At 63.9% G+C, this 14,927-nt stretch carries 12 protein-coding genes; 6 read left to right on the top strand and 6 right to left on the bottom strand.

What is annotated here, in order from left to right; genetic code table 11:
• Nucleotides 1–24 precede the first annotated feature (24 nt).
• Together PLU72_16125 and PLU72_16120 are read left to right on the top strand one after the other, a co-directional pair.
• Nucleotides 25–528, top strand: coding sequence for a hypothetical protein (locus PLU72_16125; protein HOT29704.1), 504 nt, complete (start codon nt 25–27; stop codon nt 526–528).
• Nucleotides 528–1,490, top strand: a complete 963-nt coding sequence (locus PLU72_16120) for a stage II sporulation protein M (GenBank protein ID HOT29703.1) — start codon at nt 528–530, stop codon at nt 1,488–1,490. Before PLU72_16125 ends, PLU72_16120 begins: the two co-directional genes overlap by 1 nt.
• On the opposite strand, the gene PLU72_16115 is transcribed toward PLU72_16120, so the two are convergent.
• The 6 genes from PLU72_16115 to PLU72_16090 form a co-directional block, all read right to left on the bottom strand.
• Nucleotides 1,457–2,776: a DUF58 domain-containing protein gene (locus PLU72_16115; protein ID HOT29702.1), complete on the bottom strand. Its 1,320-nt coding sequence runs from the start codon at nt 2,774–2,776 to the stop codon at nt 1,457–1,459. The genes PLU72_16120 and PLU72_16115 overlap by 34 nt on opposite strands.
• Nucleotides 2,773–3,732 carry a MoxR family ATPase gene (locus PLU72_16110; protein HOT29701.1) on the bottom strand — a complete coding sequence of 320 codons (960 nt, stop codon included), beginning with the start codon at nt 3,730–3,732 and terminating at the stop codon, nt 2,773–2,775. Before PLU72_16110 ends, PLU72_16115 begins: the two co-directional genes overlap by 4 nt.
• Nucleotides 3,725–4,999, bottom strand: a complete 1,275-nt coding sequence (locus PLU72_16105; protein ID HOT29700.1) for a DUF4350 domain-containing protein — start codon at nt 4,997–4,999, stop codon at nt 3,725–3,727. The genes PLU72_16110 and PLU72_16105 overlap by 8 nt, the downstream gene beginning before the upstream one ends.
• The gene (locus tag PLU72_16100; protein ID HOT29699.1) at nt 4,996–6,273 is read right to left on the bottom strand and encodes a hypothetical protein; all 1,278 of its coding nucleotides are present in this window, start codon (nt 6,271–6,273) and stop codon (nt 4,996–4,998) included. The genes PLU72_16105 and PLU72_16100 overlap by 4 nt, the downstream gene beginning before the upstream one ends.
• A gap of 104 nt (nt 6,274–6,377) precedes the next feature.
• Complete coding sequence (locus tag PLU72_16095; GenBank protein HOT29698.1) at nt 6,378–7,427, bottom strand: HEAT repeat domain-containing protein; 1,050 nt, start codon at nt 7,425–7,427, stop codon at nt 6,378–6,380.
• The gene (locus PLU72_16090; GenBank protein HOT29697.1) at nt 7,417–7,947 is read right to left on the bottom strand and encodes an RDD family protein; all 531 of its coding nucleotides are present in this window, start codon (nt 7,945–7,947) and stop codon (nt 7,417–7,419) included. The genes PLU72_16095 and PLU72_16090 overlap by 11 nt, the downstream gene beginning before the upstream one ends.
• 80 nt (nt 7,948–8,027) lie before the next feature.
• Between PLU72_16090 and PLU72_16085 the strand changes: the two genes are divergently transcribed.
• The 4 genes from PLU72_16085 to PLU72_16070 are packed head-to-tail and all read left to right on the top strand — an operon-like array spanning nt 8,028 to nt 14,834.
• Nucleotides 8,028–9,863: a dynamin family protein gene (locus tag PLU72_16085; GenBank protein HOT29696.1), complete on the top strand. Its 1,836-nt coding sequence runs from the start codon at nt 8,028–8,030 to the stop codon at nt 9,861–9,863.
• Nucleotides 9,860–12,733 (top strand): dynamin family protein, encoded by a 2,874-nt coding sequence (locus PLU72_16080; GenBank protein ID HOT29695.1) that lies wholly within the window; start codon nt 9,860–9,862, stop codon nt 12,731–12,733. The genes PLU72_16085 and PLU72_16080 overlap by 4 nt, the downstream gene beginning before the upstream one ends.
• A 57-nt stretch (nt 12,734–12,790) precedes the next feature.
• Nucleotides 12,791–13,798 carry a peptidoglycan DD-metalloendopeptidase family protein gene (locus PLU72_16075; GenBank protein ID HOT29694.1) on the top strand — a complete coding sequence of 336 codons (1,008 nt, stop codon included), beginning with the start codon at nt 12,791–12,793 and terminating at the stop codon, nt 13,796–13,798.
• Between the two features lie 10 nt (nt 13,799–13,808).
• A complete protein-coding gene (locus tag PLU72_16070; GenBank protein HOT29693.1) occupies nt 13,809–14,834 on the top strand; it encodes a hypothetical protein in 1,026 nt (341 codons plus the stop codon).
• Nucleotides 14,835–14,927 lie beyond the last annotated feature (93 nt).

Raw genomic sequence — 14,927 nt, 5'->3', positions numbered from 1 at the left:
ACGATCGGGTAGTCTGGAGGAATTATGAGCGACCAGAATCATGAGGGAAAATTCTGCCCCGAGTGCGGCATCGCTGCGGCTGACCGCCAGCAGTTCTGCCGTCAGTGTGGGTTTGAATTCCCACCGGAAGACGTTGGAGAAGAACGAAATCTCCGCGCCGCCATTGCGGCAGAGAGCGGCCCGTCCTGCGTTGCCGGCATTGTCAAGGTGATCGGCTTTTTCATGATTCTCGGAATATTTCTGGGAATCGCCGCCGACAGGAGGAGTTCGAGGCTGTTCCGGGACCAGGCGCGTGAAAAGGCCTGCTATGCGAACATGAGGGTTCTGCTCGGCGCGATCGAGATGTATAACATGGACAACAAGATACCGCTGAAATCCTTCCGGGAAGACACCGAACAACGCCTGGTCAACGACAAATATCTTCGATCCAGCCTGTCGAAGCCCGAGCCAACGTGTCGCTACTCCTCGACGGGCGACATCACGACCGTCGGAAAAATCACGTGCGACGTCCACGGGACCGTCGAGTGATGAACGAACGCTGGCAGCAGCTCGAGGCGACGCTGGACCATCTCGACCGCCATATCGTCGGCCGCGTCGAGCCGAGCCGCCTTCTCGAACTCGGGGCCCTGTACCAGGAGACCCTGAGCGACCTCGGCCGCGCCCGGACGAGCGGCGACGAGCGACTCCAGCGGTATCTGAACCGCCTCGTCGCCCGGGCCTATTCGCACATCTACAGGCGGAACGACGATTCGATCCTGCTGAGCGGTCTCGACTTCGTTCTCAGGCGCTTCCCGATGCTCGTCTTGGAACGCGGCCATTTCATCATGACGGCGCTCCTGATCTTCCTGTTCTCCGGAATCATCGGGTTTCTGTGCGTCGGCGCTGACTCGAAACTGATCGATCTCGTGATTCCCCCGTCGATGCGAAGCGCGATCAGCGAAGACCTCGCCCGGGGAAAGGTCGGCCGCGACATGGCCGACGAGTCGCGCGTCCAGGTTTCGAGCTTCATCATGACGAACAATATCAAGGTATCATTCTACGCCTTCGCCTTCGGTTTTCTGTTTGGCATCGGAACTATATACATTATGATATATAACGGGTTGCTTCTCGGTGGCCTCGCGTCGGTCTACCACGACGCGGGCCAGGCGCTCGCCTTCTGGTCGCTAATCCTTCCCCACGGAGTGATCGAATTGCCGTGCTGTTTCATCGCGGGGGGAGCGGGCCTCGTTCTCGGGTATGCGCTGGTCGATCCGGGCCGGCACGAGCGGTTCGACTGGCTCGCGCACGAAGGCCGGACCGCGGCGAAACTCGTCGCGGGCGTCGTGCCGATGCTCGTGATCGCCGCCCTGGTCGAGACGTGGGTGACGCCGGCGCAGCTTCCGATTCCCCTGAAATACCTGGTCGCTGCGGTTTTGTTTCTCGCGACGGTGATCTACCTGACGTGGCCCGCCCTGGCTCAGAGTTTCGAGCGGAGTTTCAGGCGCAGGTAATTCGCGAGAAGCGAGGTGCCGAGTTTTTCCGGGGGCAGGAGAAGCGTTCCGACGCCGAGAAGCTCGAGATCCTTGTGGGCCGTCTTCACCCGGGCGAGCGTGTCGCGCGCCACGATGCTTTCCCAGGCCCGGTCGAGCGTGTCGGGGCTTTGGGCCATGCTCGCGGCGAGGGTCGGATGGAAGACCGAGACGACGACGGGAAGATGCTTGCGCAGCAGGATGGGCACGTCCTTCGTGAGCCGGGCGGCGGCCTCCCCGGTGGTGAGATCGGTGAGGATGATCAGCAGGGAACGCTTGACGCGGCGCGCCATGAGATATCGGAACGCCGCGCCGTAATCCGACTCGGTGCGCTGGGGCTGGACGGCCGCGAGTTGCGACATGACGAGATGAAGCTGGCGTTTCCCCTTCGCCGGCGGTACGAACCGGATCGGTCGGTCGGTGAATGCGAGAAGGCCTGCGTTGTCGCCGTTGCGGATGACCCGCTGAATGAGCAGCAGGGCCGCGTCGACGGTCGCGTCGAGCATCGTCCCGCGGGGCAGCGGGGCGCCCATCGTCCGGCCGCAGTCGAGCAGGACGAGGACCGACTGGTTTACTTCGGACTGGTATTCCCGGGAAATCAGCTTGTGGCGGCGCGCGGTCGCCTTCCAGTCGACCCGGCGGAACTCGTCGCCGCGCACGTACTCGCGGAGGCTCTCGAAATCGGTGCCGTTGCCGCGCCGGCGCTCGCTCTTGAGGCCGGTCTCGATGAGATGGCTGCGCCGCACGCGAAGTTCGAACCGGGCGACGTTCTTGATGTTCGGATACACATCGACCGGCATCTCGCAGGGAACCTCACGCTGGCGCACGATCAGCTCGAGACGGCCCCGGAACCGGATCGACACGTTCCCGAACGAGAATTTGCCGCGCCTGGGCGGAACGACGCGGTAGCGGACCTCGGCGCGGGTGCGGGGTTCGAGCGTGATGACCAGCGGCTCGCCGGGCGCGCCGAACGACTCGGGCGGCGCATCGAGCAGCGTCACTTCGAGCTTCTGGAACGACTGGTTCTCGACCCGGAGGATGACGTCGTTCGATTCGCCGATCGACAGCTTGTTCGCGATGACCCGTTTCACGTCGACGAGCGTTGCCTTCGGTGTGAGACGATTGTCGGCGGCGACGAGCAGCAGGACGAAGAGGTTCCAGGCGGCAAGGACGGCGACGGCCAGCATGTGTGACGTCGTCACCATGAGCGGAAGCGTGCCGCACAGCAACAGCAGCACGACGCGGGTCGTCACCAGGCCGGCGTTCATCTGGGCACTTTCACCTGTGCGAGCACGTTCTGGAGAATCTGATCGGGCGTGGCCCCCTCAATCTCTGCCTCGGGTTTGAGAATGATGCGGTGGCGCAGCACGGGGGGCGTCACGGCCTTCACGTCGTCGGGCGTCACGAACTCGCGCCCTTCCATGAGGGCGCGGGCCTTGCTCGCGAGGAAGAGAGAGATGTCGGCGCGGATGCCGCCGCCCACGAGCAGGTCGCTCCAGGTTCGGGTCAGCCGGACGATCGAGGTGATGTATTCCATGACCGGTTGCTTGGTCTGGATCTGGCGGAGGGCGTCTTGGCAGGCGACAAGCTCTTCTGGGCTGGTGACGGTCTGGAGGCCCGCCTCCTCGAGACGGTCGGGGCGGAAGCCGGCCTCGAACTTCTCGAGGATCGCCGTCTCGGCGGCCGCGCTGGGGTAGTCGATGAGGATCTTGAAGAGGAACCGGTCGAGCTGGGCTTCGGGAAGCGGATACGTACCTTCGTATTCGAGCGGATTCTGCGTCGCCAGCACCATAAAGACGCGGGGAAGCGGAAAGCGGTTACCCTCGATCGTCACCTGGCGTTCCTCCATGCATTCGAGGAGGGCCGACTGGGTTTTGGCGGGGGCGCGGTTGATCTCGTCGACGAGGACGAGGTCGCAGAAGATCGGGCCCTTGTGCACCTGGAACGCGCCGGTGCGGGTATCGAACACCGTCGTTCCGAGGACGTCGGATGGCATGAGGTCGGGCGTCATCTGGATACGCTGGAAGGAGAGACCCATCAGTCGCGCGATCGATTTGACGGTGAGGGTTTTCGCCGTGCCGGGAACGCCCTCGAGAAGCACGTGGCCGCGGACGAGAAGGGCCGTGAGGATCAGGTCGACGACCTGGTCCTGGCCGACGATGACCTTCTGAAGCTCTTTCCGGAGATTGGAGAACACCTGCTGGACCTTCGAGAAATCAGCCATTGATGCGTAGTTCCTTTCGTATCTGCGCAAGAGTCTGCATGTGATGGAGAAGGCGGGCGTCGCTTTCGTCGCTCCCCTCGCTTTCGGTGATGCGTTTGAGACCGGTGAGGGCCGCGCCGAGCTTTTCGGCAAGGTCAGGCCTGACGCTCTTCATCGCCTCGACCAGGGCCGAGGCGGGGGCGTCGGGCGGGAGGCCGAACCGCTTGAAGGCGGCGGGCAGGAAGTGCGCGATGGCGTGGCTCGCCGCGAACGAGTTGATCTGCTGCCGCCGGAGCAGCTGCCCGAGACATGCGACGAACGACTGCTGGGGCGGGTCTTCGGGCGGAATCGGCCTGACGGGGCCGAAACGTCTGCCGATCGAGATCGCGAAGATCGCCAGCGCCAGCACGAGCTGGAGCAGCGCCCAACTGACGGCGTTCGCCTTCATCAAACTCCATAGTGACAGGTATGGAATTTTCGTTTTGACGACGGGCGTGGCGCCGCCCCCGCCGCCGCCCCCGCTCGAGACGACGGCCCTCAGCCGGCGCCCGGGTTCGGGATCGAAGAAAAAAAGCTGTTTCGAGGGGGTCAGCCGCTCGGCGAGCCTGGTCAGCAGGACGAGGTTGTCGCGCTTGCGGAGGCCGGCCGGGCCGGTGAGCTCGGCGGAGGCGGCGATGCACAGGCGGCCGCTTCCCCACCCCGTCACGAGGACCGGATCGACGCCGGGGCTCGGCGGCAAAAACGGCTTGAGGAAAGAGCGGCCTGCCTGGGCTTTCCAGCCGGCGTATCCGGCGTCGAACTCGCGGGCGTCATTCAGCCAGAGATACGGCATGAAGAGGCGTGAGACCTGGGACGATTCCTTCGATTCTTTCGACGTCGCAACGTCGATTCCCGCCTGGCTGAGGATCGGATGGGATCGGGAGGTGAGAATGACCAGGTTGCCGCCCTTGCCGAGCCATTCGGCAAGCTGGCGCAGGAGGGCCGATGGGAGGCGCTCGGGAGGCTCGACCATCAGCATCGTGCCGTTCGGCTCGCGAGGGGGGGCCGACGTGAGGTAGAGGGTGTAGCCGAGTTCGTAGAAGTAGAAATACAGGAACGGGCAGGGCTTCACCTCGATGACGCGATTCCCCCCACCTCCGCCGCCGCTCTGTTTCGGTGCTCCTGAGGGTTCGGGTTTGTCGATCTCGATCTGGGAGAGACTCAGCAGATTCACGCCCCACATCGTGAAAATGAAGAGCGAGAGCAGCAGGATCAGGTAGCCTTTCATGCGGGGTGTGGCGACGTTCATGATGCGCCCCCGAGCTTGCGGAACACGTCGCGGAAAGCGTCGTAATCGGGCCGCGACGGCGCCGCGAAGCCGTAGAAAATTCCGTCGAACCGCTTCAGGGGGGCGCGGAACAGGTCCTGGAGCTGGCGGCGCTCGGCCAGCATGCCGAGATACTCGCCGTTCGTGAGGCTCTCCTGGAAGGCGACCACGGACCGTTCTTCGAGCAGGAGCAGGCAGGCGGTCGTGATCAGGCGCAGGGCTTCCTGGAAATCGTTCGCCGTGGCCGCCTCTTCGGCCTGCCGGAAGAGGGTCTGGGCCTGTTTGCGCACCTCCGGAAGCGCCGACATGCCGAGAAGCTGGGAAGAGTCATCTCCGGAGACGCGCTGGCGCCACGTTCGCCAGATGACCCAGATCACGATCGCGCAGGCGATGACGCACAGAACGACGATGACCCAGTACAGGAGCTTGAAAAGGGACTGGACCCAGGAGGAGCCGCCCGAAGGGGGGTTCGGGGGGGGAGCCGGCGGCTTTACGTGCGGCTTCGGCGGCGGGGGCGACGGCTGATGGCGTGGCGCCGGGGGCCTGCCGCCAACCGTCGTGGGCGAGGTCTGGACGGGCCTCCCCTGGCCGGTCTGGCCTGTCGGTTGATACCCTTGCTGGGTGCCGGGTTGCGAAGCGGAACCGCCGCCTGCTGAACCGCCGGAGCCGCTGCCCGAGGACCCACCGCTTCCGCCTGAGCCTCCCGAGCTTTCCGAGCCGCCCGAACCGCCTGAACCGCCCGAGCCGCTTGAGCCTCCAGAGCCGCCCGAACCGTGGGCGTTTCCGGATGGTGCGCCTTCAACGGGAACCGTTTCACCGATGATCGTCGAATCGTACAGGGGCGTTCCGCCCTCCCCGCCGTCGCCGGAACTGCACTCCCACAGACAGCCCGACGGTACCGACGAGACCTTTTCCGCTCGTTTCAACGCTTCTTCCATCTCCTGTCGCGTCGCGCGTCCGGTGCCGGGTTTCGCCGTCGCATCCTCCGCGAGGAGCCGGATCGTATCTCGCCATTGCAGCAGCATCTGACGGCGCCGGCGGAGGTCGGGCTCCCTCGCGATCTCGGGGAGGTTCCCCGGGATCCAGGAGACGTCGGCGGGCATCACCGTTTCATCATCGAGGAGGATCGCGTCGATGTCCCGAAACTGCCCAGCGAGCTGGTGCAGGCGGTCGTCGGGAAGAGCATCGCCTTTTGCCAGGTCGGTCACCGAAGATGCGATATCGGCGGAGACATTTTTCAGGACTCTGCACGTCATCGTGCCTGCGAGCCCGGTGCAGGGCGAAAGAAGATGCGTGATGAATAATATATATGATATAATATATGCTCGAATGAGAGAGCGTGGGCTCGACGCGGAAGGGTTCATGCCGATCTTTGCCTCAGGACGTCGCCCGGCAGAAGCCTGGCGACGGTAAGTTGCCACCCCATCCAGAACGTATCGACGAGGGTGTCCGCCAGTGTGACGATGGCGACAAATATATATCCGGGGTTGTGGAAATTGAGCAACTCGATGAGGTAGATCCCGCTCACGATGATGGCGAAATACAGCATCACCATCATCCAGAGAAAAGACATGTACAGCGTCCGTTGAAATGTCCAGCAGGCGAACCCGTCCCTGAACAGGGCTCGGAAAACGACGAACACGTCGGCGTTCGCGATCAACTGGCGCGGCATGAGCGTGCAGGTGTAGCTGTGATAGGCGAGAAAGAACAGCAGGTAGACGACGAAGAACAGGACCGGTTCGAACGGCGGGGCGTAATACAGGAGCGCGGCCCCGCCCACGAGCGGCAGTTGGGCGACCAGGTTCATCTGCGTGAGCCCGATATACTCGAGGGCGCTCATCGGTCGTTTCGCGACGGTCTGTGAGGGCCGGTCCGGGAACGCAGCCATGATGGCCCTTCCCGTCAGCATCCAGGCGAAGGGGCGGCCGAAAAAACAGACGACCAGGAAGATGACCGTCAGAACGGCATCGGCCGAAGAGCTCGAGACGGGGCCGTTTCCAAGAAGGTTGCGGGTCGCGAACATCGAGATGCAGATGAGAATCTGGGGGAGATCGGCGAGGAGCCACGCCTTGATGATGTTTTTCCGGTTTCGCCGCCAGAGAAAAAACACCTCGTCCATGACTTCCGGCGACGAGAGCAGGGTGTCCGTCGCGACCTGGCGGGCGGGTTTCGCTTTTCCCGGCTTCTCGGCCGAAACGCCGGCCCGGCGAAGCGTGGCGACAACCTCGGCCGCCGTTTCCCTGACGCTTTCGTCGGGGTCATTCGAGAGCGACAGGGCGACGCGAAGGGCGCGCGGCTCGTGAAAGCGCTCGAGCTGAGCGACGCCCTTCCGCCTCGATGCGGGATCGGCGCTCTCGATCAGCGCGAGGCAGTCGGAAAACCCGTTCGTGGTCGCGGGGTCAGTGTTCATCTGGCTTGCCGCCTCCGGGCGCCTTGGTCAGGTCCTCGGCGTCCCGGATGACGATCGTACCGGCCGCGAGATCACCAAGCCGCTGGTGACGTTCGGAGAACAGGATGGACGCCATGCCGAGCAGGAAACAGACCGGAAGGAAATCGACGATGCGGATGATGTTCCGCGCAAGCGAGGCCGCGAAGCCGACCCGGCCGCCGTCGGCCATGACGACCCGGAGCCCGAGTTTTCGCTTTCCGGGCGTCTGGCCGTCGAAGTAGAGTTCGAAGATCGGGTAATAGCACCAGAAAAGCAGGAAATAGACGATGATCGAGTAGGCGGCGTAGATGCCGCTGTAGCCGTATCCCCCGAAGCCGATGTAGAGCGGGCTCACGTGAAGGAGCACGCAGGCGACGACCTGGTAGAAGAAATCGTAAAACTGGGCCTGGCCGCGCGAATACAGCCCCGCCATCTGGAATCGGAGTTCGATGTTTTCAGGCGTGACGACGGTGAGCTGTTCTGGCATAAGACCACTATACAACGATTAGCTCCGAAACAAAAACATCTGCATGGAGAGCGCGTGTGATATGATTTCACGAATCTCGGAGCTGGCCGTCGACCATGGATCTTTCAACCTACCGTGAATTTCAGAAAAACCTGCTCGGATTGCTCGGCAAAGCCGCCGACATCGCACGGGAGCTTGGCTTCACCGCGCTGATTCGCTCCGCCGGCGAGTTGGAACGCCGCGTTCTCGCCGAGCGGTTTTCCGTCGCCGTTCTGGGCGAGATCAAGCGCGGAAAATCGACCCTCATCAACGCTCTGCTGGGCGAAGATGTCCTGCCGCGCGCGGCGCTGGTATGCACCGCGGCGCTGTGTCTGATCAGACATGCCGAAAAGCCCGTCGCCATTGTCCGTGACCGGGACGGCGGCTCAAAGGACGTGGACCCGCTTACCCTGAAGGACTGGGTCACGCGAAGGAATACGGCCGCCCAGCACGTCGACCACGTCGAGATCGGCTGGCCCCTCCCCCTCCTGCGCGACGGCGTCGTCATCATCGACACGCCCGGCGTCAACGATACCGACGAGGTGCGGCGCCGGCTCACCGAGGAGTTCATCCCGCGCGCGGACGGGGTCATCTTCGTTCTGAACGCCGGACAGCCCCTTTCCGACTCGGAGGTGCGGTTCCTGAAGAACGGGGTTCTGAAGCACCACATCAGAAAATGCTGGTTCGTCGTCAACGGCGTCGACCGCATTCCAGACGAGGCCCAGCGTGGAGAAGCCGTCGAATACTGCCGCAGAAACCTCGCCGAAATTCACCCGGAAATCCGCATCTGGGGAGTTTCGGCGAAGTCCGCGCTGGAGGCGCGGCGGAACGGCGACGATGAGGCGTGGAGAAGATCGGGCGTCGCGGACCTGCTGAACGGCCTCTCGGTCGATCTCGTGGAAAGTCGCCGCGATGCCCTGTGCGAGATTCCTCTGGCCCGCTTCGAGTCGATGTTGGACGATCTCGAGCAGGGGCTTGCCATGCTGATGGCGGCGCTCGACCGGAGCCGGCACGAGAGCGAGCAGGCCGCCGACGAGCGCGAACGCGAGATCGAAACGCTCGAGGCTGATCGCGAACGCATTCTCACGCGGTTCGCGAACGGCGTCGAAAGCCTCATATTCGAGACGGCCCGCGCCGCGGAAGCCGACCGGCCGCTCGTTCCGCCGCACGGTCGCAGAGTCGCGGCGGCCCGTGGCGCCGATGCCCCTTCGCCGGAGCATCTCACCCTGCGCGCCGCCGTCGAGGCCATTCTTTCGAGCGACTCGCTCGACGAAGCGAAAATCGCCGGCCTGCATCAACTCGCCCGCGATCATGTCCTGATCGAAGCCGAGAACATCTTCGAGCGGATCAACCGGGCCGTCAGGCCGCTCGCGGCGGACTGTTCCCGCGAACTTTCGCAGCAGCTGGCCAGGTTCGATTCGCGCGTTTCGCTCGGCCGGCAGGGCTCGACGGCGCCGCTGGTCGAGTTCAAAAAGGATTTCGAGATCGAGGCGGTGTCGCTAGGCCTCGAAGCGCGGCAGTTCGTTTCCGGTTTCGGACGGCTCGCCGCGGTCGCCTTCCTGCTGCAGGGAAACCTTCTGTTCGCGGCGGCCTCGCTCGGCGCCTCGCTCGCGGCGCGTCTGACGGGCGATATGACGCGCGAGGTGACGGCGAACATGGAACACTTCATCGCCGAGGGAAAGAAGAAACTCAGGCACGAGATCGTCCGCCGTCGGGCCGAGATCTCCCAGGTCTGGAAGAGCGACCTGGCGGTACGGTTCGACCAGGGGTTCGCCGTCATCCGGGAAGCTGTCGCCGCTTCCCTGAAACCGTCGCCCGCCATGCAGGATACGAAAAGATTCGATAGAATACCTGGCGAAATAACATCGCTCAGGGCCGGCCTCGAAGCCCTGAAGGCGGGGCGGACGTCATGACGCTCGCGCGCGCCGTTTCCCGCCTCGCGAAGGCCTATCCGGGCATCGAGCCGGATGCCTACGAGATCACCCTCTGGGGTCGCATTTCGATCGAGGACGGCGGCGACGGCGATGGGGCCCTCGTCGTCCATCCCCGGGGCGTCGCGCTCTGCCGGCCGTCCGCACTCCTGGACGAAGGATTCGATCTCAATCTCGCCTACGACGACGTTGCGCTGTTCTCCTGTGCGCCCGCCCGTTTCGAGTTCCGTGCTGCGCATGAGGGGCGGGTGGAGACGATCGCGTTCGTGCCTTCCCCCGAAACCCAGCCCGGATACGTCGCCGAAGCGGCCTCGCGGATTCGCCTGCGCATGCTCGGCATCGTCGCGCGCGGCGCGGCCTGGCCCGCCGTCCTCCTGCCCGATTGCGGCATGGAACGGGCGGCAGAAGCCGCGCGCGTCATGGAGGAACTGGCACGCGTCTTCCCCGGCCACCCCGCGATCGTCTGCCGCCAGGCGGCCCTGATGAACGCGGCCGGGAACCCGGCCGAGGCGATCGATCTGCTCGCCGCATCCGGGCGGGCGCGGGGTGAAAACGAACAGCTGATGATGATCGTCTCGATGATCTGCGCGGGCAGGACCCGGCAGGCGGAAATCCTGTTGAACGAGATGAACGCCGATATCGCGGGGCTCACCCAGGCATGTGCCAGGCTTGGCCTCGTCTGCCGCCTCCAGCGGCCCGGCCGCGCCGGCGCGTGGCCCGGCTGGCTCGAACAGCTTTTCATCGCCCCCCTCCTGCGCGACGGCTGCATCAGGCCGGAATGGCCCGCCGTGCGCAAAGCCCTGCTCTCGCCAGGGGTGCAGACCCTCGAACTCGTCGCCGCGCTGTTCGACGATGACCGCGAAACAGCCGTCAACCTGCTCGACCCGGCGCGCCGCGAAACGTGGTTCGACCCGCTGATCTCGATGCTGGCCGAAGCCGCCTGTTTCGCCCTCGACGGGGATTTCGGCACCGCGTTCCTTCGCCTCTGGCCCGCCCGGGGCCGCGTAGCGGCGATGCCCCTGATGTGCCTCGCATCGGCGAGCGGGAACGAACGAAAACTCCTCGAGTGGCTCGAATCAGCCGACAGCGCCGATTTCGATCTCGCGCCCGACGAGCGGGGCGTCCTGGCCCACCTCCTCTGGCGCGCCGGAAAGCACGGGAAAGCGGCCGCTCTGCTCGAGGGCATCACACCAGAAGAGCGGACGGTCATGCATCCGGACGTCCTCCGCAGGCTTGCCATCATCGAATCGCACCTCGACGGGAAACCCTCACGCGAACATCCGGAAAACTGTCTCGAGCCGCTGATGGACTCTGACGATGGCGCTTGCCACCCCGAAGCGTCGCGGTTCGCGGCGGAACTCCGTCTCATTCTCGCCGAAAAGGAGGCCGCCGTCGAGCACCATCGCGACGCACGCGCCGAGCTGATCCGGGCGTCGACGCTGATCGAAGATACGCCGACCGATCCCCTGCGGCTTCGTCTCGACGAACTGAGGAACAAAATTCCGGCCGCCCTCTCGAACCTCCGCTGGGCGGGAATTTCCGCCGTCGTCGGAAAATCCCTTCAGATCGTCCCCGAAGAACGGCGAACCGCGCTCGCCGAAGCCTGGAACAGCATCGTGGCGACGGCCGGGAACCCGCTCACCATCGCATTCATGGGGGAGTTCAACGCGGGGAAATCCTCGATCGTCAATGCCCTGCTCCAGCGCCCTCTCCTGCCGACCGGCGTTCTCCCCACGACGCGCATCCCGTGCGCGATCGAGTATGCCGATATCGAGTCCCTGATCGGCGTCAGGGAGGGCGGCATCGTGACTCCACGCCCCCTCCAGGACCTCCGCGCCCTTCTCGCGGAATCGCATGGCGGAACAGATGTGCGGCTTTCCGGTTTCGAACGGATGCTTCTCTTCGTCCGTCTGTCGACGATCACCCATCTCCGCATTCTCGACCTGCCCGGGCTGAACGCACGCCTGGTTCGTCACCAGACCTGTTCCGAAACCGCGATCGCCGAAGCGGACATTGTCGTCTGGATCGACAACGCGACGCAGTTCGCGGCGGCCTCGAACGCCGCTTCCCGGACGCGGCTCGCAAAACCCTGGCAGTCGCTGATCCTGGTGCTGAATAGAGTCGACGAGATTGAGCCGGCGGAGCGAAGCGACGTGATTTCCGGCTGGCTCCAGCATCTCGGCGACACGAACGACCATCGGCTCTTCATCACCGCCTGCCCGCCCGACCCATCGTGCATCGAGGGGATCAGGGAGTTTTCGGTGTGGCTTTCCGCCATGAACGCCTCCGCGCCGCAGATGATCGCCGGCTACCGGAAGAGGCGCCTCCTGGAATTCCTCAAACGGCTCCAGGAGGAGGTTGAAGCCTCTCACCTCCTTGCCGGCCAGGAGCTTCAGGAAGAACCCCCGCAGCCCCCGCAGCCCTTCCGGATCGGCGATGCCGCGGTTCGCGATCTCGTTGGCCGGCTCCAACGACGGATCGACGAGTGGAAGCGCCTCGGGATGCCGACCTCCGCACTTCCCGAGACGGTGGAGTCGCTGGCGGGCGAAACCCTGAAAATCGATCTCGCCGGCAGTCTCGCTCTCGTCCGTCTTACCGGGGAGATCGTCAGCGGCGCCATGCCGGACTTTCGTCTGGTCAGGAGCGTTTGCGATGGGATTGCCCGCGAGACGTCCGCTTTGCGCAGAAGATCGTTCGCCCGGGAACGCGCCCGACGCCGGCAGGCGCTTGCGATTGCCCGCTCCGAGCTGGCCGTCAGGCGGATGCTGTTTTCCACCCCGCTTCTGGAGACCATTCGCGGTCTCACGGACGACCGGATCGACGATCTTCCCTGGATGAACAAGAAGGTGTAACCTTGAGCCTCGGGGCGGAAATGTATATCATGAAACTCATCGTCAGGGAGGCCGTGTATGGTCAGGAACCATGTTGCTCCGCTCCTGATAACCTGCGTTGTTCTCATCTGTGGCCTGTTGCCAGCGCATCTTCATGCCGAAGACCCGCTGGCGACATTGCAGGACCACGCGATCACCGATTCAGATAGCGCCGCCGCTGCCAAGGGAGCGGGGACCGGCGCCGCCGCTTCGGGCGTCACGGCGGAACAGATGGAAAAAACCATCTCCAGTCTCGAGGCTCTCGTGAAGCAATACGAGGCGCTGATCAAGAAGCTCGAGGGCCGGACCGCAGTCTCCAGACCGGCGGCCGGAACGAAGACCGGCACTGTACAGGTCGGTACCAGCCTGAACGTCCGCTCGGGGCCCTGGGGAAAGATCGTCGGTAAACTCGGGAACGGCAACCAGGTTCAGATCGTCGCCAAGGAAGGCGACTGGTTCAAGATCAAACATGGCAACGGGTATGCCTATATTCATTCGTATTACGTCAGCGCACCCGGTCACAAGGCGCATCAGGGCGCCGAACCAACGGCTCGCGCATCGAACCGGTCGTCCGGCGTCTCGATCTCTTCCTCCTCGGGCAGCAAACCTCCCGATTCCGGCTCCAAACCCGGCACGGGCGGGTTCGGCGCAGCTCCCTGCTCGCCCATGCCCGGCCGCGCCAGTTCTGAATTCGGCCCCCGGAATCTGTTCGGCCATTCGTTCCACAGCGGCATAGATCTCCCCGTTCCGACCGGGACCCGCCTGAATTCACTCGGCGCGGGCACCGTCGTGGCCTGCGGCTACGAATCGGGCGGCGGCCGATTCGTGAAGGTGAAGTATGACAACGGCTTTACGTCCTTCTACTGCCACCTCCAGAGTTACAACGTCTCGAACGGCCAGCGCGTCTCGGCCGGCCAACAGATCGCCCGCTCGGACAACACCGGCCAGTGGACGACTGGCGCTCACCTCCACATGACGATCTACGACAGAAGCGGAAAATCGGTGAACCCTCGCTCCGTTTCAGGCATCAAACTTCCTCCAAAGTGAGAAAAGACACATGAGAAACATTCTGATCGGTACCCTGCTCGCTGCTGCCCTCTCGCTCCCGGCGGCCGTTTCGGCCCAGCCCTTCTCCGTTGTGATGGTCAACGGCATGCAGTATGAAGCGGCGCTTGCCTCGTCGGCCGTCGCGCACAAGGATATCTGCTCGATTCCGTATGGAACCTCGGACACATGCGTCGGCGGCGACATCCAGGACGTCGAGCACCGCACGGAAGGCGCCCCGACGGCGTTCCGGCCGATCGCGGATGGTTCGTTCTGGCTCCTCGACACCGTCAACCAGAAACTGAAACATTTCGACAGAAATGGAAAGCTCCTCGAAGCCTTGCCTTACCCCGGATCCGGCGAGAAGAATTTCGTTCACATGACCGACCTGGCCGTGAATCCCAACGGCGGGTTCTATCTGTACAACTCAACAGACGGGGTCGTCGACCGCGTCGACGCGAAGGGGGTCTCTCTCGTCCAGATCGAAGGTCTCGCCGATTCGCGGGAAGTCGGCGTCGACAGCAAGGGAAACCTGCTCGTCACGAACCCGGTCATGCAGTCCCTTCTCCGGTTCAATCCCGAAGGCGAGTTGATCGAGAAATACGACGGCCAGACGCATCTCTCGCCCGTCGTCGGCGCAGACGACAAGCCTCTGGGGGTGAAGTTCGACGACCGGAATGCTGAACTGGTCAAGGCTGAGACGGCATCGCCCGTCGCGGAAGTGACGCTCGCGAAGTTCCCGCTCGATCTTCCGGAGGACCGAAAAGCTAGCTACGTTTCGGCGAAGCTGATCGGTGCCGATGCGAAGAACCATGTCTATCTCGAGTTGGTTGCGTGCGACGAAAACGGCGTCGTGCACCGCCACCGCGTTCTGCGGCTTGCCGGCGACGGGAAGGTGCTTGCCCAGGCCGATCTGCTGATGATTCCCTTCCTTGCCCCCGACATGGTCCGTCATCTGACGGTCACGCCGGACGGCGTGCTGTTCGGCTTCAGAAGCGACGGAACGTCCTGGATCCCGATCTCCTACGATCTGCCGTGACGGCCTGTGAAACAGGCGAAAGCGTTCCCCGCCGACCGCTCGGGAACGTTTTCTCTTTTTTTGGAAACAAATTTGCCGAAACTCCGTATTGTT

The organism is Candidatus Ozemobacteraceae bacterium (genome assembly GCA_035373905.1).
GTDB lineage: Bacteria > Muiribacteriota > Ozemobacteria > Ozemobacterales > Ozemobacteraceae > MWAR01.
The sequence above is the reverse complement of the archived record's forward strand: the minus strand, read 5'-3'. Positions and strand labels throughout refer to the sequence as shown.

What these genes read in the sequence shown, in the direction of transcription:
- PLU72_16125 (HOT29704.1), top strand. Translation starts at nt 25, where the DNA reads ATGAGCGACCAGAATCATGAGGGAAAATTCTGCCCCGAGTGCGGCATC.
- PLU72_16120 (HOT29703.1), top strand. Translation starts at nt 528, where the DNA reads ATGAACGAACGCTGGCAGCAGCTCGAGGCGACGCTGGACCATCTCGAC.
- PLU72_16115 (HOT29702.1), bottom strand. Translation starts at nt 2,776, where the DNA reads ATGAACGCCGGCCTGGTGACGACCCGCGTCGTGCTGCTGTTGCTGTGC.
- PLU72_16110 (HOT29701.1), bottom strand. Translation starts at nt 3,732, where the DNA reads ATGGCTGATTTCTCGAAGGTCCAGCAGGTGTTCTCCAATCTCCGGAAA.
- PLU72_16105 (HOT29700.1), bottom strand. Translation starts at nt 4,999, where the DNA reads ATGAACGTCGCCACACCCCGCATGAAAGGCTACCTGATCCTGCTGCTC.
- PLU72_16100 (HOT29699.1), bottom strand. Translation starts at nt 6,273, where the DNA reads ATGACGTGCAGAGTCCTGAAAAATGTCTCCGCCGATATCGCATCTTCG.
- PLU72_16095 (HOT29698.1), bottom strand. Translation starts at nt 7,427, where the DNA reads ATGAACACTGACCCCGCGACCACGAACGGGTTTTCCGACTGCCTCGCG.
- PLU72_16085 (HOT29696.1), top strand. Translation starts at nt 8,028, where the DNA reads ATGGATCTTTCAACCTACCGTGAATTTCAGAAAAACCTGCTCGGATTG.
- PLU72_16080 (HOT29695.1), top strand. Translation starts at nt 9,860, where the DNA reads ATGACGCTCGCGCGCGCCGTTTCCCGCCTCGCGAAGGCCTATCCGGGC.
- PLU72_16075 (HOT29694.1), top strand. Translation starts at nt 12,791, where the DNA reads ATGGTCAGGAACCATGTTGCTCCGCTCCTGATAACCTGCGTTGTTCTC.
- PLU72_16070 (HOT29693.1), top strand. Translation starts at nt 13,809, where the DNA reads ATGAGAAACATTCTGATCGGTACCCTGCTCGCTGCTGCCCTCTCGCTC.